The organism is Ornithinimicrobium sufpigmenti, assembly GCF_004322775.1.
GTDB classification, from domain to species: domain Bacteria; phylum Actinomycetota; class Actinomycetes; order Actinomycetales; family Dermatophilaceae; genus Ornithinicoccus; species Ornithinicoccus sufpigmenti.
In genome coordinates this window covers 3,061,957-3,079,313 of sequence record NZ_CP036403.1, presented here as the reverse complement: position 1 = coordinate 3,079,313, position 17,357 = coordinate 3,061,957, and the positions used below count along the sequence as shown (strand labels likewise).

The 17,357-nt window shown below is 70.8% G+C and carries 13 protein-coding genes and 3 pseudogenes; 10 read left to right on the top strand and 6 right to left on the bottom strand.

The window, feature by feature from the left end; genetic code table 11:
• Positions 1-155: 155 nt before the first annotated feature.
• On the top strand, positions 156-1,553 hold the full coding sequence (locus ESZ52_RS14140) for an NAD(P)/FAD-dependent oxidoreductase (RefSeq protein ID WP_131105499.1): 1,398 nt from the start codon (positions 156-158) through the stop codon (positions 1,551-1,553).
• Between the two features lie 28 nt (positions 1,554-1,581).
• Here the strand turns inward: ESZ52_RS14140 and ESZ52_RS19760 are convergent.
• Both ESZ52_RS19760 and ESZ52_RS14130 read right to left on the bottom strand, forming a co-directional pair.
• A pseudogene (locus ESZ52_RS19760) lies at positions 1,582-1,993 on the bottom strand (hypothetical protein); the annotation flags it as partial.
• A 369-nt stretch (positions 1,994-2,362) separates the two neighbouring features.
• Complete coding sequence (locus ESZ52_RS14130; protein ID WP_131105498.1) at positions 2,363-3,211, bottom strand: 3-hydroxyacyl-CoA dehydrogenase; 849 nt, start codon at positions 3,209-3,211, stop codon at positions 2,363-2,365.
• A gap of 196 nt (positions 3,212-3,407) precedes the next feature.
• Here ESZ52_RS14130 and ESZ52_RS14125 point away from each other — a divergent pair, with 196 nt between their 5' ends.
• The 3 genes from ESZ52_RS14125 (at position 3,408) to ESZ52_RS19340 (ending at position 4,914) form a co-directional block, all read left to right on the top strand.
• Positions 3,408-3,605 carry a hypothetical protein gene (locus tag ESZ52_RS14125; RefSeq protein ID WP_131105497.1) on the top strand — a complete coding sequence of 66 codons (198 nt, stop codon included), beginning with the start codon at positions 3,408-3,410 and terminating at the stop codon, positions 3,603-3,605.
• The gene (locus ESZ52_RS14120) at positions 3,589-3,927 is read left to right on the top strand and encodes a type II toxin-antitoxin system PemK/MazF family toxin (RefSeq protein WP_131105496.1); all 339 of its coding nucleotides are present in this window, start codon (positions 3,589-3,591) and stop codon (positions 3,925-3,927) included. Before ESZ52_RS14125 ends, ESZ52_RS14120 begins: the two co-directional genes overlap by 17 nt.
• Positions 3,928-4,359: 432 nt before the next feature.
• Positions 4,360-4,914: a hypothetical protein gene (locus ESZ52_RS19340; protein WP_181009916.1), complete on the top strand. Its 555-nt coding sequence runs from the start codon at positions 4,360-4,362 to the stop codon at positions 4,912-4,914.
• 776 nt (positions 4,915-5,690) lie between these two features.
• Here the strand turns inward: ESZ52_RS19340 and ESZ52_RS19755 are convergent.
• Entirely contained in the window at positions 5,691-6,275 is a 585-nt protein-coding gene (locus ESZ52_RS19755) for a GlxA family transcriptional regulator (RefSeq protein ID WP_131105495.1), read from the bottom strand.
• Between the two features lie 50 nt (positions 6,276-6,325).
• Positions 6,326-6,499, bottom strand: a pseudogene (locus tag ESZ52_RS20140) (DJ-1/PfpI family protein); the annotation flags it as partial.
• 311 nt (positions 6,500-6,810) lie between these two features.
• Between ESZ52_RS20140 and ESZ52_RS14100 the strand changes: the two are divergent.
• Positions 6,811-7,605 (top strand): alpha/beta hydrolase, encoded by a 795-nt coding sequence (locus tag ESZ52_RS14100; protein ID WP_131105494.1) that lies wholly within the window; start codon positions 6,811-6,813, stop codon positions 7,603-7,605.
• Positions 7,602-8,387: an MBL fold metallo-hydrolase gene (locus ESZ52_RS14095; RefSeq protein WP_131105493.1), complete on the top strand. Its 786-nt coding sequence runs from the start codon at positions 7,602-7,604 to the stop codon at positions 8,385-8,387. The genes ESZ52_RS14100 and ESZ52_RS14095 overlap by 4 nt, the downstream gene beginning before the upstream one ends.
• On the opposite strand, the pseudogene ESZ52_RS14090 reads toward ESZ52_RS14095, so the two are convergent.
• Together ESZ52_RS14090 and ESZ52_RS14085 are read right to left on the bottom strand one after the other, a co-directional pair.
• Positions 8,384-8,698: pseudogene (locus tag ESZ52_RS14090) on the bottom strand (alpha/beta hydrolase); the annotation flags it as partial. The gene ESZ52_RS14095 and the pseudogene ESZ52_RS14090 sit on opposite strands and share 4 nt — an antisense overlap.
• Before the next feature lie 18 nt (positions 8,699-8,716).
• Positions 8,717-9,088: a hypothetical protein gene (locus ESZ52_RS14085; RefSeq protein WP_131105491.1), complete on the bottom strand. Its 372-nt coding sequence runs from the start codon at positions 9,086-9,088 to the stop codon at positions 8,717-8,719.
• 133 nt (positions 9,089-9,221) lie between these two features.
• Here ESZ52_RS14085 and ESZ52_RS14080 point away from each other — a divergent pair, with 133 nt between their 5' ends.
• The 4 genes from ESZ52_RS14080 to ESZ52_RS14065 all read left to right on the top strand — a co-directional run bounded on the left by ESZ52_RS14080 (position 9,222) and on the right by ESZ52_RS14065 (position 17,336).
• Positions 9,222-11,333 (top strand): CHAT domain-containing protein, encoded by a 2,112-nt coding sequence (locus ESZ52_RS14080; RefSeq protein WP_181009913.1) that lies wholly within the window; start codon positions 9,222-9,224, stop codon positions 11,331-11,333.
• A complete protein-coding gene (locus ESZ52_RS14075) occupies positions 11,333-12,823 on the top strand; it encodes an esterase/lipase family protein (RefSeq protein WP_131105489.1) in 1,491 nt (496 codons plus the stop codon). The genes ESZ52_RS14080 and ESZ52_RS14075 overlap by 1 nt, the downstream gene beginning before the upstream one ends.
• A 14-nt stretch (positions 12,824-12,837) precedes the next feature.
• Positions 12,838-15,222: a CHAT domain-containing protein gene (locus ESZ52_RS14070; RefSeq protein ID WP_131105488.1), complete on the top strand. Its 2,385-nt coding sequence runs from the start codon at positions 12,838-12,840 to the stop codon at positions 15,220-15,222.
• A 428-nt stretch (positions 15,223-15,650) separates the two neighbouring features.
• Entirely contained in the window at positions 15,651-17,336 is a 1,686-nt protein-coding gene (locus ESZ52_RS14065) for an ABC-F family ATP-binding cassette domain-containing protein (protein WP_131105487.1), read from the top strand.
• The last annotated feature ends 21 nt before the right edge of the window (positions 17,337-17,357 follow it).

Below are 17,357 nucleotides of genomic sequence, written 5' to 3'. Positions count from 1 at the left end.
TTGGAGCCGGCTGACCAACAGGGCCGGCGTCATGCCTGCGCCAGACGCGCCCGTCGGATCCCGCAAACCGCTTCCGCTGGGCGGGCAGCGGGTGGACAATGACTGGAGACGAGCGACCCCCGATCGGCGGAAGTGGCCCGTCCCTGGAGGACACCATGACCCCTCGCCACCCACGTCTTGGCACCGCTGTCGTCGTCGGCGGCAGCATCGCCGGCCTACTCGCGGCAGCCGCGGTGGCACCCCATACCGACGAGGTGGTGGTGCTCGAACGGGACGCCCTGCCTGAGGAGCCCGGGCACCGGTCGGGGACCCCTCAGGCGGCCCACATCCACGGGCTGCTCGCCTCCGGTCGGGCGGCGATGGAGCGTCTGCTGCCCGGCTTCACCGATGACCTCGTCGCGCACGGAGGGCTCGTGGGGGACATCGGCGACAGCGGGCCGTGGTGGATCGGTGGCCACCGGCTCGTGGCCACCCCGGCCGGCGCGTTGGGGCTGCTGGTGTCCCGGCCGCTGCTCGAGGCCTACCTGCGGGCGCGCGTCCGCGACCTGCCCAACGTCACTGTGCGGGAGCGCACCGACATGCGAGGACTGGTGTCGTCGCGACCGGGAGCGGTGACCGGCGTCCTGGTGCAGGGCCTCGACGACCCGGCCGCCGCGCCCCGGACCCTGACCGCGGACCTCGCCGTCGACGCCACCGGGCGGCCGGGTCGCGCTGCTCGATGGTTCGCCGACCACGGGTGGGACACGCCGGCGGAGGAGCGCGTCGTGCTCGGGGTGCGCTACCGCACCGTGCACGTGGAGCACCGGGAGGGTGACCTCGGCGGGGCCCGGGTCGTCATCTCGGCGGCGACTCCCCGCATCCCGCGTGGGGGGGCGGCCCTGCGGCAGGAGGACGGCACCTGGGTGGTCACCGTCGCGGGCTACCTGGAGGAGGAGCCGCCGGACGACCTGGAGGGATTGAGGGCGTATGCCACAGGACTGGTGGCGCCGGAGATCGGTGCGCTGCTGGACCGTGAGCTGCTCGACAGCCCGTTGCCCTACCGCTTCGCGCACGGCGTGCGGCGCAAGGTCGAGGACGTGACCCTGCCGCCGGGGTATGCCGTGCTCGGTGACGCGATCTGCTCGTTCAACCCGATCTTCGGCCAGGGGATGAGCGTCGCGGCGCTGCAGGCGGTGGCGTTGGGAGAGGCCCTCGCGTCCGGCGACGGTGTGGACGGGCTGCCGGCTGCACTGCGCCGCTACCACCGGGCGGCCACCCACTACGTCGACCAGGCCTGGGCCCTCGCCATCGGTGCCGACCTGCAGATCCCGGGCGTCCAGGGCCAGCGGCCACGAGGGTCAGCCGCGGTGGCGGCCTACGTCGGACGGGCGCAGCGGGTGGCCGAGCACGACCCGGTGGTGGCACGGGCGATGATCCGGGTGACCGCCCTGCTCGAGCCGCCGCAGTCGCTGATGCGTCCCAGGGTGCTCTCCCACGTGCTGCGCGACGGCCGTCCCCGGCGGCGCAGGCCCCGGTCGCGGGCCGAGGGTGGGCGGGTCGGAGCCTCGCGCTGAGAGAAGCCCCGTGTCAACCTGCTCGTGAGGTGTGACCGGCCTCGACCAGGACGTGCAGTTGCGCGAGCAGGCGGTGCACGTCGGCGGGGTGCAGCCCGGAGGTCGGCTCGTCCATGACGTAGAGCGTGGTCGGCGACGGTCCGCCCCTGCCAGCGCACCTCCAGCGTTTTGGGCCCGAACCGGTCGCCGTGGCAGTCCGGGCACGTCGAGTAGGTCCCCGGCAGGAACAGCAGCTCCACCGACACCGCACCCTCGCCCTGGCACGTCGGGCACCGTCCGGCCGCCGTGTTGAAGCTGAACCGGCTCGCGGTGAAGCCGCGCTCCTTCGCCTCGGCAGACGCCGCGAACGTCTTGCGCACGTGGTCCCACATCCCGGTGTAGGTGGCGAGCGTCGACCTCGGCGAGCGGCCGATCGGCTTCTGGGTGATCCGCACGACACGGGGCGGGATGACATCCGCCGGCGCCTCCGCGGACACCGACCTCCGGGCTGGGGTAGGGCTGCCTGCACCGAGGTCCGCGGAGGCACAGACACCCCTCGCTGCCTGCAAGCGGACGCCGACCTGCCGCGAGGGCGTTCAGGCAAGGGCTGCTCTCGGCATGTGGTGCGGCGTGGGAGGGGCTCAGGTGATCGCCGCGTACGCGCCTTCGCTTCGCCGGGCGGACCAGCGGAGGGACCGGCGTGTCACGCACAGTGCCTCAAGGCTCTGCGGCGGGTCACACGCAGGAGGGTGCGACACGCAACGAGCGTCCTGCACTGTGCGCGACACGCCGAGATGGGGACCGCGTTGCCGAGGGCAGGGCCCTGCCGGTCAGGAGTAGTCGTAGAACCCCTTGCCGACGCCCGTGCCCAGCCGGCCCTGGTCGATGTAGTCGCGCTTGACGATCTCGGCGAACTGCCGCATCTCGGGGTCGGGGTTGTTCCGGGCGAGGTGGTAGGGGGTCTCCATACCGATCATGTCGTAGATCTGGAACGGGCCCATCGGCGCGCCGGTCGACTTCCGCCAGGTGAGGTCGATGGTCTCGACGTCGGCGACGCCCCGGACGAAGAGGACCGCCGCGGCGCTGAGGAACGGGACGAGCAGGGAGTTCAGCACGTAGCCCGGCTGCTCCTTCTGCACCCGGATCGGCACCATGCCGATCTCCTCGGCGAAGGTGGCGACGGCCTCGTAGGCCTCGGGGTCGGTGCCGGCGTGGCCCATCACCTCACCGACGTTCAGGCGCCAGATCTCGTTGGCGAAGTGCAGTGAGAGGAACCGGTTGGGCCGGCCGGTCGAGGGGGCGATGTCGCTGGGCAGCAGGGTGGAGGAGTTCGTGGCGAAGATGGTCCGCTCGGGCGCGAGCTCTCCGACCTTGGCCCAGGTCTCCTGCTTGATCTCCAGCACCTCGGGCACCGCCTCGATGACGATGTCGGCGTCGGACACCGCGTCCGCCAGGTCGCTGGTGGCCCGGATCCGGCCCACGGCCGCGTCGAGCTTCTCGCCGGTGGCGTCCTGCACGTCGCGCAGGTAGAGCGGCTTGAGGTAGTCCCAGCGGTTGGGGAGCTGGGCCAGGACCTCGTCGTTGATGTCGTAGACGACGACGTCCTTGCCGCGGTAGGCGGACTGGAAGGCGATCTGGGAGCCGAGGACCCCGGATCCGAGCACGGTCAGCTTCTGCATGGTTTCCTCTCTGCTGCCTACGGGTATGCGGGCACCTCCAGTCTTTCACTACGGGTCGTAGCGGTCCTTCAGGGCGGGGTCAGCGCGACATAGAACGCTCGTATGCGCTGAAGTGGGCGCGGGTCGAGGCCACGCCGCGGTGAGGCTGGCCGCTGGGCTGTAGACGGATCTGTCTACCAGGGTTATGCTCGTGCCTATGGGTGAGACGACCACGATTCGCATCAGTCGGGATACGCACGCGAAAGTGACTCGGATGGCGGCCGAGCGCAACGAGACGATCGACGAGACCGTCAGCAAGGGGATCCGAGCGCTCCGCCAGGACGCCATGGCGCGCGACCTTGCGGCTGACCTCACGGACGAAGAGAGCGCGTGGCTGGATGCTGACGCCGGGTGATGTCGTCGAACTCGATCTCGGGATGCCCTCGGGCAGTGAAGCGGGACTGCGGCGGCCGGCCATCGTCGTGACAGCGCGTCGGATCCTGCGGGGTGAGCCAAACGTCGTTCAGGTCGTTCCCTTGACCCGGACGGTCCGTCAGAGCAGCACCGAGGTGGTCATCGATCCCGACGAGGGCAATCGGCTGGGGGCGCCTTCGTCGGCACAGTGCCAGCATGTGCGCTCCGTCGCCACCACGCGCATACACGAGCGCACAGGAAATGTAGGCCCGGTCGTCCTCGGTGAGGTCCGCGAGACCCTCGCGCTGCTCATGGATCTGTAAGTCGGTTCGCCCATGAACCAGGACCGGTCGCTGTACGACAACCGGCTCGAGGTGTTGCGCGGAACTCCTGCCACGAGACCTTCGCGCCGATGAGCGAGCGACGCACCCGGGGGCACACCGTCCGGCGCACCAGGGGTGGCTACCGTGGGGCCGGTGAGCGATGACCCGATGTCCGAGACGGGCTGCAGCCCCTGGTCGACCTCGCTCCCCGGCCCGTCGTGGACCGGGCCGACCGGTGTCGAGCCCACGCGGTGGCCCACTGGGTGCGGCCGTTGTGGGCCACCCTGAAGGACGTCACGGGGCGCACCTTCCGCGACCGAGACGTGGAGCAGCACCCGGGAGACCACCGGGCCGTCGCCCTGGCGCGGGCTGCGCTCTGGCCGGTGGCGTAGGACCGGGAAGCGAGGGCTTTGGACGAGGCAGACTGGACCCATGTCGACGAGCAGCTTCTGGTCAGGACCGATGCGCGGCGGCGCTCCCTCGGCGGAGCAGGCGGCCTCGATGGCGGGCCTGCTCGCGGCGGGGAACCTCTTCGAGAAGGTGGTCGGGGCTCTGGCACTGGGCGACCAGGACAAGGCACGTCGGATGGCCACGCAGGTGGCTCGGCGTCCGTTCGACGACTTCGAGGAGGTCTGGCCGGGACCGGCGGCAGCGCACTACGCCCTCTTCGAGCTGGTCACCGACACCGTGCGGGAGCTGGCTGAGGACGACGACACCTGGGTCGACGCCCTCGCCCACGTCGCCTCCGAGGTGTCCGGTCGTCAGCTCGACGAGCTGCACCACCTCGCGGCGGTGCTGCACCAGGACTCCCACATGCTCGGCATCGGGCAGACCGAGGCCGCACGGCTGAAGGCTCTTGCGAGCGGCGCGGATGCGAAGGCGTGGCCTGGCGACGCGGTGTCGGAGGATGAGCACGGCGACTACGTGCTCGAGCTGGCCCAGCTGAAACTGGCCCTGCAGGCCCGGCTCCTGGACGTCCTGGCGTAGGCGGCTGGTAGTGCTCCGCCCTGCCCGGCTATGACAGGTCGGGCTCGGCCGCCGGCGCGTAGAAGATGTCCCGTGGGATCGGCCACCGGTGGCCGATCCCACGGGACACCTTTCACGCCGGGTCCGGCGGAAGCGCAACGGCAGGCCCAGCTCGTGGCTGAGCGCGGCATACACCCCGATGACGAGCAGCAGTTCATCGGGTTGCCGGTCGCGGTAGCCGGCCACCGCCTCCGGCCGCAGCGCGGTGATCGCGAGGCCGCGCTCGGCGGCGGCCTGCCGCAGGAGGTCCTCCTGGGTGGAGTAGAAGTGCGGGGCGATCAGCCGCGGGTCGGACTCCTTCGCCGGAGTGCTGGAGAAGCCGAGGTGGTGCCCGTAGGCGTGCCGCCCTGGTAGAGGGTGACGTGCTGCAGGGCATTGACTCTTCGGACAAGCCACTTCCCGGACTCGCCGGAGAACAGCGTAGAACGGCCTTGCCAACGGCGTCCTAGACACAGAGGAGTGCCGGAGGTGGCTACGGCCTCGCCCGCTCGGCCGGCCGGCCGGCCGAGCCTGCGATATCGCTGGGGCACCAGGGTGGAGGAGTTCGTGGCGACGATGGTCCGCTCGGGCGCGAGCCAGGTAGAGCGGCTTGAGGTAGGCCCAGCGGTCGGGGAGCTGGGCCGGGACCTTTTCGTTGATGTCGTGGACGGCGGCATCCTTGCTGCGGTCGGCGGACTGGAAGCGATCTGGGGGTCGAAGACCCGAATCCGAGCACGGTCAGCGGAAGGGCACCTCGACTACGTGCTGGGCGTGAGCGCCGCAGGAGTCGTCGGGGTGGACGATGCACGCCTGGCGCCTTGCGTGACCGGAGCAACGGGTCCACGGAACGCCGCCCGGTAGGCGCGGGGGCTGGTGCCGGCGTAGGCCAGGAAGTGCCGGCGCAGGGACTCGGCGCTGCCGAAGCCGACGTCGTGGGCCACCCGGGTCACCGTGAGGTCGGTGTCCTCGAGCAGGGCTTGCGCCCGCTCCACGCGCCGCCGGCTGATCCAGCCGATGAGGGTGTCGCCGGTCTCGGCCCTGAACCGCCGTTCCAGCGTGCGTGTGCTCATGTGCGCCCGCGTCGCGACCTGGGCCGCGGTCAGCGGCTCACCGAGGTGGTCGACCACCCAGTCCTGCACCGGCGCCAGGGGGCCGGATGCGGGCAGCCGCGCCGGCTTGGCGTACTGCGCCTGACCACCCGTCCGGTGCGGAGGACTGATGAGGATGCGCGAGACGTCGTTGGCGTAGGACTGGCCGTGGTCCCGGCCCAGGAGGTAGAGGCAGAGGTCCACCGAGGCCAGCATCCCGCCCGAGGACAGGACCTGACCGTCATCGACATACATGGCGTGCTCGACCAGCTCAGTGCGGGGAAGGCCCTGCGGAACTCCTCGGCGAGCGCCCAGTGGGTAGTGACCCGACGGCCGTCGAGCACGCCGGCCTGGCCCAGCACGAACGCCCCGGCGCACAGCGACACCAGGCGCGCACCCTCCCTCGCGGCCATGGCCACCACCGCGAGCACCGCCGGGTCCTGGGGGGCCCACGGTGCCTCGAGGCCGGGCACGACCACCGTGTCGGCGCCCCGGACCCAGTCGATCGGCTTGAGGTCGGCCAGGGTGAAGCCCAGGGCGGTGGTCGTGGACACCTGGCCGCAGACCCCGACCTCGTAGGGGGCCTCAGCTTCCTGCCGGACCTTGGCGAACACCGAGGGACGGCTGCCGAACGCCTGCACCGCCACCGCCAGGTCGAGCACGAAGGTGCCGTCGAGGACGATCAGGGCCACCCGGTGCCGTCCCACCGTCCACCTCCTGGCCGGATCCGTGGGGTATGTGTCCCTCAGCGTAGTGCGCCGCCCCTGCGCTGCCCAGCACGATCAAGAGCATGGAACCTGACACCATCGTCCTCGTCCACGGCTTCTGGGTCACGCCGCGCAGCTGGGAGGACTGGATCACCCACTACGAGACCAAGGGCTACCGCGTCCTGGCCCCCGGCTACCCCGGTTTCCAGATCGAGGTGGAGGCGCTGCGCGCCGACCCGCAGGTCATCGCCGACCTCACCGTCCCTGCGATCGTGAACACCCTCGAGGACGTCGTGAAGGAGCTGGACCGGCCACCGATCATCATCGGCCACTCGGCCGGCGGGGCGTTCACCCAGATCCTGCTGGACCACGGCTACGGCGCCTCCGCCGTGGCGCTGAACTCGGCCCCGACGGAGGGGGTGCGCGTCGTGCCGCTGTCGCAGGTGCGGTCCACCTTTCCGGTGCTGCGAAACCCGGCGAACCGGCACAAGGCGATCGGCCTCAGCCCGGCGCAGTGGCGCTATGCGTTCACCAACACCTTCACCGAGGAGGAGTCGGCGCGACTGTACGAGCGGTACCACATCCCCGCAGACGGCGGCATCCTGTGGGACAGCGTGCTGGCCAACTTCCAGCGGGGCATGCAGGGCACCTGGGTCGACTACCAGAACGACGCGCGGGCACCCCTGCTGTTCGTGTCCGGCAGCGAGGACCACATCATGCCGCCCGCGGTGCAGCGGTCGAACAAGAAGCACTACTCCTCGACGGCGACCACCGAGATCTGGGAGTACGAGGGCTACGCCCACCTGCTGCCCGCGCAGGAAGGCTGGGAGCAGATCGCCGACGACGTCCTGACGTGGGCGGTGGAGCACGCGCGGTGATCCTCACCCACATCGGTGGCCCGACCGTCCTCATCGAGCTCGACGGCTGGCACCTCCTGACCGACCCGACGTTCGACCCGGCCGGGGGGCACTACGACTTCGGCTGGGGCACGTCGTCGGACAAGCTGGCGGGGCCGGCCCTGGGGCTCCGCGACCTGCCGCATATCGACGCGGTCCTCCTGAGCCATGACCGGCACGGCGACAACCTCGACGCTGCCGGAAGGCAGCTCCTGCCAGCGGTGGGCACCGTGCTGACCACGGTCAGCGGGGCGCGGAGGCTTGGTCTGCCGAACGCGCTAGGGATGGCCCCGGGGGAGGTGACGGTGCTGCAGGCTGCGAACCTGCCACCCCTGGAGGTCACCGCCACCCCGGCGCACCACGGCCCTCCGCTGTCCGGCCCGGTCGTGGGGGACGTGGTCGGCTTCGCGGTGCGTCGCGCCGGGGAGGAGGAGGTCCGGTTGTGGGTGACCGGTGACACCGTGCTGCACCGGTCGCTGCGCCGCGTCGCCGCCCGTCTGCGGGTGGACGTGGCGCTCGTCCACGTCGGCGGCGTGCGCTTCGCGGTGACCGGTCCGGTGCGCTACACGATGACCGGCCGGCGAGCGGTGGAGCTCGTCGCGCTGACCCGCCCGCGGGTGGCGGTGCCCGTCCACTACGAGGGCTGGTCGCACTTCCGCTCCGGCCGCCCAGCCGTCGAGGAGGCGCTCGCGCTGGCTCCCTCGGACGTCCGGCACCGGGTGCGGTGGCTCATCCCAGGGGAGCCGTACCGGTCGACTGACTAGCGGCTCCCAGCCGGGAGCTCGGTCTGCAGCAGCCACGGCATGGGCAGCCCCACGAGAGGTGCCGACTGCGCCATACGGGCCTGCGGCAGGAACGGGTTCGGGTTGGCCGGGTATACCTCACCCCTGGACGGCAACGACCTGGTCAGCAGGTAGTCGTCGATGTGGTCGGTCGCACACTGACGGCGGCCGTATGCCGTCTGGCCCCAGCCCGCGTAGCTGAGCAGCCGGCTGTTCCGCAGCAACCAGTCGGTCGCCACTGCGCCGTCGTGGTCTGTCACGCCGTCGAAGTAGTTACCGACGACCAGGACCGGAGCGGACGTGCGGGCCGTCTACAGACCGAGGTAGCGTGCTGGTTCACCTCCCAGTGCGCGCACCCGGTGTTGCTCCACCACCAGAAGGGCCCAAACTGCGAGCACTGCCGCGCATACCTGTCCGTGGGCAGAGAGCGCGAACCGGTCGGGATAGTCCGCGTCCGCGCAGTGGTTGCCGTAGAAGGCGTCGGACCCGTTCGGGTAGTCGGCCTCCCCCTCGCCGGCACCGAGCCCCTCCAGCCGCCCGCTCTCCACCGCTGCCGGACTGCCCTGCTCGGTCAGTGCCAAGTCGGCCAGCAGGTCGAAGAACGCCGCTGCATCGCCCCAGGCCTCGGGGGAAGGCATCGCGGAGACCGCGTTGGTGAGGTGATCGTAGGTGTAGAGCGACACCAGCCGGCGTGTCACGCTCCTACCTCCACCATGATTGGGGAGAGCCACTCTAGGTGAGTCTCGTCGCCCCCTTGTCAGGCCGGGCGAGGAGGAGGACGATCGGGGCATGGGCGGCCCGGGAGGACTCCATTCGGTGCAGGTCCTCGATGCGGATTTGCTGGCAGGCGAAGCCCTGGAGGCCGTCGCTACGCAACCAGGTACGGCATACATTGTGATGGTTGACAGGCTCCACCACCCGCCGCGCCTGGTCACCATGCAGGCCGGCAGCGCACGGAAGCATTTGACTCGAGCCGACCCGGCGGTCCCGGCTCGAACGGCGCTGCGGCTTGACGAACTCGGGGCCGCCACCACCCTAGACGTCCTCGACACTGCCGACGGCTGGCGGGGGGCGAGGCCGGGAACGGTCGTCCTGCGGGGAAGGTCTGTGCTCGGCATTCACATCGGCGGCGGCGGCACCCGTGGAGGGGGTCGCACGGTGCCCGTCGAGGGTGCGCGTAAGGCTGTGCCTGTGGCGTCGGGCCCGGCCGAGGCGCACGCCTCGACGGTGGGCCGAACTGGTTCGGCGCGCAGCGACGGCGACGTCGCCCGCTTTCGCGCCTTCCCGCGGGTGACGGGCCCGACCAGCGCTCCGGCAGGGACGCCGTTCCAGGTCGAGGTCGGCTTCGCCGGCGAAGCGCGGTCAGCCGAGGACAGACCGGTCATCCGGCCGAATGCGGCCGCCCTGCTGACCTTCGAGGTCCAGGTGGACGGGTTCGGGTTCCGTTTTCCTCAAGGTATGCGGCAACCCCTGACCATCGAGCGGGACGACCCGGAGAACGCGACGGTGAGCTTCACGGTGGTCGCCGACGACGTCCGGGCAAACATCGACCGGAGCATAGAGGTCGTATTCTCGATCGACGGCGGCGTGGTCGGTCGCGCCTGGTGCGACATAACCGTGCTGCCTGCCGGGCGCGGCAAGCACGGCGACCTAGCCACCGACGAGCCCGCGGGTCCGAGCTGGACAGCCGGGGCGTCCGGACTCAGCACCGGCGGCGGCTCGCAGATCGGCACCGCGGACACTAACCAGGCCGATCTGACGGTCACGATCCTCAGCCAGCAGGGTCGGCCAGAGTTGCACTGGCTCTTCCAGTCGCCGCACGACGTCGCCCGCCCGGATTACCAGGTCGAGACCTCGCTCCCGGTCGCTAACGCCCAGGCGTTTGCCGAGCAGCTGATGGCTCAGCTGCCGGCGCTGAAAGGATCCGGGCTGCTTGGCAACACCCTTCGCGGGCTGGGTCTGCGGGTGTCCCAGGTGCTGCCGATCGAGTTCTGGCGGCTGCTGGCCGCAGTCTGGGAGAAAGTCCAGGCGGAGCAGGCGAACCGGGTGCCCACGCTCATGCTGGTCACCCGCGAGCCGTTCGTGCCCTGGGAACTGGCCTGGGTGGAGGGCGACCAGCACGTGCCGGCCGCCTGCCTGCCAGGGGGGCGCCGGTCTGACGGCTCCGTCGCCGCGGAGCCCAACCAGCAGCTCGGCGTCCTGTGGTCGGTGGGCCGATGGATCGATCCGGAGCCGCAGAGTCTCGGCCCAGCCCTCCCGGTCAGCCCTCCGGACGCGGTGGTCGATGCGACGACGATGGCGGTCGTGGTCGGGGACTACAACGTGACCGGCATCGCCGACCTCCCCGCCGCGGTGGAGGAGGCCAACCACCTGATTCTCAGCTATGACGCCGTGCCCGTCGATATCGAGGAGGATCAGGTGCTTCGGCTTCTGAACGACCTGCTGACGCGGGGTGAGACGCCTTACCGGCCCGCGGTCGTGCACATGGCTGCGCACGGGAAGGTCGGCCTGACTGCCCAGCAGCACACCGGGATCGTCCTGCGCGACAAGCGGGTCGTCGACCCTGCATCTATCGAGGGGTCGAAGTTGGGCCGTGCCTCGCGGCCGTTCGTCTTCCTCAACGCCTGCCAGGTGGGCACCGCCAGCATCGTGCTGAGCTCCTACGGCGGTCTGGCGTCTGCGTTCCTCGTCTCCGGGTGTCGCGGCTTCCTTGCGCCGCTGTGGAACGTCGACGACGACGTGGCCCGGGACATCAGCCTTACCTTCTACGAGCAGACGCTCGATGAGGGCATCCCCGTGGGCGAGGCAGTACGCCGGATCCGGGAGACGTTCCGCGCCGACACGGAGACGACCGCGTCCGCGACGCCGATGGCCTACGTGTTCTACGGCCACCCGAACCTCGTGCTGCGCCGTCCGAAGGAGTCCTGATGCCAGTCGCACTGCAGTCGGTTCCCGTCGACCTGGGCGAGGGGGTGACCCTCGAGGCTCCCGGGCTCGTCGGCACGGCCGAGCGGCAGCCCGGCCTCATGGGCGGGCGGTCGGTGGAGGAGCCGAACGCCACTGCTGCGCTCCAGTTCGCCCTGGCCCAGCAGGAGTTCGTGCAGCAACACGCGGTGGAGGTGCGGGCGGAGGAGGACAAATTCGCCGTCGACGGCCTGGTCACGCGCGGTGGCGCCCCTGGCATGACGCTGCGGGTTCCCGACCTGGGGGAGCGACAGCCGCAGGTGCTGATGATGGCCGACGAGGCCGGTGTGATCACCTGGCACCTTCCGGAGGTCGACCCCACCGACCCGACTAAGGTCGCGTTCACCGTGGACCGCACGGTGGCCCAGGATCCCGCCGTCGCCCAGGACGCAGACGTCGCCGACCGCGGTCTGGTCGCGACCGTGGGCACCAAGCTGCTGACGGTGTTCGTGGTGCCGCTGGTCGAGAAGGCGATCGGCCTGACTAGCAGGGCGCTGGTCAAAGCGTACGAGAACCGGTCGCGCCCGCAGGGGATCCGCTGGCTGACCCCGTCCGGCTTCCGCACCGCCGGTGCTGACCCGGTCACCGACTGGTCATTGCTCGGAGAAGGTAGGACGCTCCTCCTACTGCACGGGACTGCGAGCTCAAGCCACGGCTCCTTCCAGGGATTGCATGAGGACGACTTCGGTGCGCTGCATACCGCCTATCAGGGCCGCGTCCTGGCGTTTGACCACCACACGCTGTCCGCCGACCTCGACGACAACGTGGCCGAGCTGCTGGTCCACCTGCCGAGGGGCCGTCGGATCGCGGTAGACCTGCTCTCCCACAGCCGAGGCGGTCTAGTCGGGCGCGCCGTCGCTAAGGCGATGAGCGTTCCGGACGCTCCGCTCGATGTGCGCAGCCTCGTCTACGTCGCCACTCCCAACGGGGGCACCCCGCTGGCGGACCCTCGGCACATCCGGGCCTACCTGGATCGGGTCACCACCATGGTGAACCTGATCCCCGACGGACCCTGGTCCGTGGTCACCGACACGCTCTCCGGCCTGCTCACCGTGGTGCGGTCACTGCTGGCGGGCACGGTCCAGGAGCTGCCTGGGCTGGCCGTGATGCGGCCCGACGACGACCGGCTGAGAAGACTGCCTTTCCTCGGCGAGTTTGGGGCCAAGGAGTATGCCGTCGACGTGGAGTTCGAGCCGACCGGCCGGCTGCTTCGGCTGGTTCGCGGCGTGGACGGGCTTGTGGACAGCGTCTTCAAAGGTGAGGCCAATGACATCGTCGTGCCCACCGACGGCGTCGCCCGGGTCACCGGCCGCGCCGACCTCAACCTTGGCGCTGACCAGCATGTCGCGTTGGGGCAGACCGAGTTCTTCTGGCATTGCGCGATGTTCTCCCAACGAGCGACCGGCGAGGCGCTCACCCGGTGGCTGGCCGCACCCCTGTTGGCCGAACCGTAAGGTGGGACGCAGAGATGACTGTGCTCGGAGAGCTCTATGCCGCGGTTCAACGGGGTGACGGCGATGCGTGGTTGGCAGCCCACCCACAGCACGTCAACGCCGAGACCGGCCGGGCGGCGTACGACGAGGCCCGCCGCGCCCTCGCGCAAGGTGATCCGAGGGCCGGACCGTGGTCTCTAGCCGCGCAGGCAATCTTCTACCTTGCAGGTGAGCACGAGGCGGCTATCAAGGCGTCGCTGCTGCGGTTCACCGTCAACTACGCCACCGCAAAGACCCCGGAGGAGTACGGCCAGGTCCGCCAAGCCTTGCTCCGCCTGGCAGACGCCGCGGACGCTGTGGACTGTCCGTCGGTGGCTGGGGAGGCACGGATCATCGCGGCCGACTGCTCGTTCTGGACTCGCGCCGCCCTCCCCGAGGCCGAGGCGGAGGTCCAAAAAGAACTGGCCCGGCAGCTGCTCGAGGACACTGTCGCCGCCTGGGAGGGTGGCGCGGCGCACGCCGAGGTGGCGCAGGTCGAGCAGCTGACCAGCTTGACCATCCAGGTCCTCGACCTCTGGCTTGGGCGCGTCGAGTCCATGTTCGCTGAGGACGTGCAAGGCCTGCTCGCGCGATTGGTGCGGGCTGCTCACGCTTGCGTGCCGCACGACGTGTTCGACCGCCCGGAGGAGGCGATGAAGCGTTCGGTGCTGGCGCGGTCGCTTACCGACGCCGCGGTCCGGCTCGACCTCGGTGTGCCGTCCAGCCTTGCCGACCGGCTGGCCACCGCGCTGGCCCTCGCCGCCTCGGAAGGCCAGCAGGAGGCATGGGCGGTCGCCTGCCGGGCGATCCTCGTCGACGGTGCCCGGGCGTTCGACCGCGAGTCGCTCGACCGGCTGAGGAAGGCGTTTTACGAGGTGCACGACCCGCGAGCACGATTCCGCAGCCGGTTGGGCCGATTGATGCAGGCTGCTCGGCTGGACGAGCTGGTCGGGGAGGACCTCGCCCACCTCGTGAGGATCGACACCCCCGACGTGGCCCAGATCTTCCACCTCACCGAGACCGCCTCGGCTCGCACTCTCCTCGACGGCCTGGATGGGCTGCTGACCACCCCGGACGACGAACTCTGCACGATTCTGGAGCGCACGGCGACCGACTTCCCACCCGCGCTAACAGATGACCCGGTCCTCGTGGAGATGCGGCTGCTGAGCCAGCTACCGGTAGGATCTGAGGACGCTCTGGCGGAGCTGGAGGAACGGTCCGCCCAGGTCGGGGCAGGCTACGCGGGCGTCGCGGACCCTACGGACCTGAGGTCCGTGCAGCGGCTGCTGCGGCCGGGGGAGGTGATGCTCCGCTACGTGCTCCCTCACAGGTGGTCGCACCCCGCGTATCTCCCCGGTGTGGTGGTGCTGACGGCAGCGGATGCGACATACGTGCGGCTGCCGGACCTTGACGCCCACCAGGTGACGACGGCGCGGTTCACGATCGACGATCGCAGCCCCCTTGACACCAGTGCACTCGGTAACGCGGTGCTGAAGACCCGTCTCGCCATGTCTTCAGTCCCCCGTCCCCCGGGCCCGCTCGCCAAGGACTACCTGACCGCCATGCACGAGCTGTTGCTCGCACCAGTGCGGGAGACCGGGTTGGCCGACGACTGCGATCACTGGGTCGTGGTGCCCCAGCGTTCGCTGCACCTGGTGCCGTGGATGGCGCTGCGGGACGACGCAGGCCGGTGGCTGCTCGACGACGCCGCGGTGACGGTGGTCCCCAGCGGGTCGGTGTGGTCACGTCTCCGCCAGCGGCGGGAAGGCCAGGTACGGCGGCTGGGTGTGCTGGCGGACCCGCTCGTGGGTTATGCCGGTCTGCCACAGCTACCGGGGGCAATGAAGGAGATGGAGCTGCTCACCGCCGCATGGCGAGGTCGGGGTCTCACGGTGGAGCCGTTTGCCCAAGAGGACGCGACCTTCGAGGCGCTTTCCAGGGCGGCCGCAAGGTGCGACGTGATCCAGGTGGCCGCGCACGGGTCATTCCCCGGCGACGCGGCGCTCTTCGACCACCAGCTGCTGCTCTCTCCCGAGCTGGACCACCCCGGTCCGGTGACCGCGGACGCGATACGCCGACTCGATGCGGCGAACGTGGGCTGCGTCGTGCTGAGCGTGTGCGACGGCGGCGCCTACCGAGTTGGGCGGGGGGATGAGCCCTACGGGCTGGTCCCCGCGCTCCTAGAGGCTGGCGCTCGCTCGGTGATCGCTGCCCAATGGGCGGTCGACGACGACCGAGCGCGTGCGCTGATGTCGCGGACCGGTGAGCTGCTGGCGCAGCACCCCCCCGCCCAGGCCCTCCGGCAGGCGTGCATCGAACTGCGAGAATCAGCCCCCGACGGCGACTGGACGCACGCCGCCTTCGTCGCAATCAGCGGCTGACCACCACAGGTCCACCCGCTACGCGCAACCGTGAGGGTCGCGCGAGAGGTGGTGGGTCCCGGAGCAGGAGGAGGGTCGAAGCCGGAGGACAGGGACTCGCCCGCGAACCCCCAGTAGCTGGTGCTCACGAGCATGCCCGCCTCGAGGTCCACCTCCTGTGGTCGTACAAGAGGGACAGGCCGGCGGGGCGGCGGCTGGCGTGGGCCGTCGACAGCGCGGCCCAGGCGAGGCGGTGGCGGGTGAGGTACGACATGGCTACTCGTTTGCGGCAGGGCTCCGTTGTCAGGATTCCGGCGTGGTCGCCCTCCCACCCAGGCAACTGACCCTGGTATGTCGTCTTGGTCGAGGCCGTTGCAGCACGCCGATGTGCTAAGGGAGCGAGTCAGGTATGTCGGTACAAGCAGGCGCCAGGCTGGGAGGATGGCCCGGTGACCGCGACGATCCAGGCCCGGGACGTGGCCGTCGGCCACGGGGCGACCGTGCTGTTCTCCGGCCTCGACCTGGTCGTCGCACCGGGCGACGTCGTCGGGCTGGTCGGCCCCAACGGCGCCGGGAAGTCCACGCTGCTGCACGTGCTGGCCGGGCGGCGCGCGCCGGAGGCGGGTGCGGTGGTCGTCTCACCCAGGACCGCGCACCTCGGGCTGCTGACCCAGGAGTCGGACGCGCTCGAGGGGGAGACGATCGGAGGGTCGCTCGCCCGCCGTACGGGTGTCGCCGAGGCCGAGGCGGCCATGGACGCCGCTGCCCAGCGGCTGGCGGACCACCCGGAGGACGAGGCGAGCGGCACGGCATACTCCGCCGCCCTGGAGGCCTGGCTCGCGCTCGGCGGCGCGGACCTCGACGAGCGGGCCGAGCAGGTGGCGGCCCGTCTGGGCCTGGCCGTCGACCTGGACCGTGAGGTGCGGACGCTCTCGGGTGGACAGGCGGCACGGGTCGGCCTGGCAGGGCTGCTCCTGTCGCGCTACGACGGCTACCTGCTCGACGAGCCGACCAACGACCTCGACGCGGCGGGCCTGGACCTGCTCGAGGAGTTCGTGCACGGGCTGGAGGCGCCCGTCGTGCTCGTCAGCCACGACCGCGCCTTCCTCTCGGCGACGGTGACCACGGTGGTCGAGATCGACCGCAGCCTGCAGCGGGTGGTGGCCTACGGCGGCGGCTACGACGCCTACCTGGAGGAGCGGTCGATCACGCGCCGGCACGCGCGGGAGGCCTACGAGGAGTATGCCGAGCGCCGGCGCGGGCTCGAGGCGCGCGCCCGGATGCAGCGCGAGTGGATGAGCAAGGGGGTGCGCAACGCCAACAAGAAGTCCGCACGGCGGCAGGAGAAGGACAAGTTCATCCGGGCGCACCAGGTCGCCACCTCGGAGAAGCAGGCGGCCAAGGCGCACCAGACCGAGCGGATGATCGAGCGGCTCGAGGTGGTCGAGGAGCCGCGCAAGGAGTGGTCGCTGCAGTTCTCGATCGCGCAGGCGCCCCGGTCGGGTGACGTCGTCGCGGTGGCGCGGGGTGCCGTGGTGCGCCGGTCGGGACCGACGGGGTCGTTCACCCTGGGGCCGGTGGACCTGCAGCTTGATCTGGGTGACCGGGTGGCGATCACCGGGCCGAACGGGTCGGGCAAGACCACGCTGCTGGCGCTGCTTCTCGGGCAAGTTGCGCCGAACGAAGGGGCGGTGTCGCTCGGCTCACGGGTCGTCGTGGGGGAGGTGGACCAGGCCCGGCGGCTGCTGGACGCCGCCGACGAGACGCCGCTGGCGCGGGTCTTCGCGCTGGAGCTGCCGGAGTGGACCGACGCCGACCGGCGCACGCTGCTGGCGAAGTTCGGCCTCACCGGTGGGCACGTCGGCCGGTCGGCGTCCACGCTGTCACCGGGGGAGCGGACGCGCGCGGCGCTCGCGCTGCTGCAGGCGCGCGGGGTGAACCTGCTCGTCCTCGACGAGCCGACCAACCACCTCGACCTGCCGGCGATCGAGCAGCTGGAGCAGGCGCTGGAGGCCTTCGACGGCACGCTGCTGCTGGTGACGCACGACCGGCGGATGCTGGAGACGGTGCGGCTGACGCGGCGGTGGGAGGTCGAGTCTGGGACGGTGACGGAGGTGTTGCCTGGGGTGGGCTGAGGACCGGTGGTCTGCTGAGTG

Bases quoted from the DNA above. Each gene is read 5' to 3' on its own strand.
- ESZ52_RS14140 (WP_131105499.1), top strand. From the start codon at position 156: ATGACCCCTCGCCACCCACGTCTTGGCACCGCTGTCGTCGTCGGCGGC.
- ESZ52_RS14130 (WP_131105498.1), bottom strand. From the start codon at position 3,211: ATGCAGAAGCTGACCGTGCTCGGATCCGGGGTCCTCGGCTCCCAGATC.
- ESZ52_RS14125 (WP_131105497.1), top strand. From the start codon at position 3,408: ATGGGTGAGACGACCACGATTCGCATCAGTCGGGATACGCACGCGAAA.
- ESZ52_RS14120 (WP_131105496.1), top strand. From the start codon at position 3,589: ATGCTGACGCCGGGTGATGTCGTCGAACTCGATCTCGGGATGCCCTCG.
- ESZ52_RS19340 (WP_181009916.1), top strand. From the start codon at position 4,360: ATGTCGACGAGCAGCTTCTGGTCAGGACCGATGCGCGGCGGCGCTCCC.
- ESZ52_RS19755 (WP_131105495.1), bottom strand. From the start codon at position 6,275: ATGTATGTCGATGACGGTCAGGTCCTGTCCTCGGGCGGGATGCTGGCC.
- ESZ52_RS14100 (WP_131105494.1), top strand. From the start codon at position 6,811: ATGGAACCTGACACCATCGTCCTCGTCCACGGCTTCTGGGTCACGCCG.
- ESZ52_RS14075 (WP_131105489.1), top strand. From the start codon at position 11,333: ATGCCAGTCGCACTGCAGTCGGTTCCCGTCGACCTGGGCGAGGGGGTG.
- ESZ52_RS14070 (WP_131105488.1), top strand. From the start codon at position 12,838: ATGACTGTGCTCGGAGAGCTCTATGCCGCGGTTCAACGGGGTGACGGC.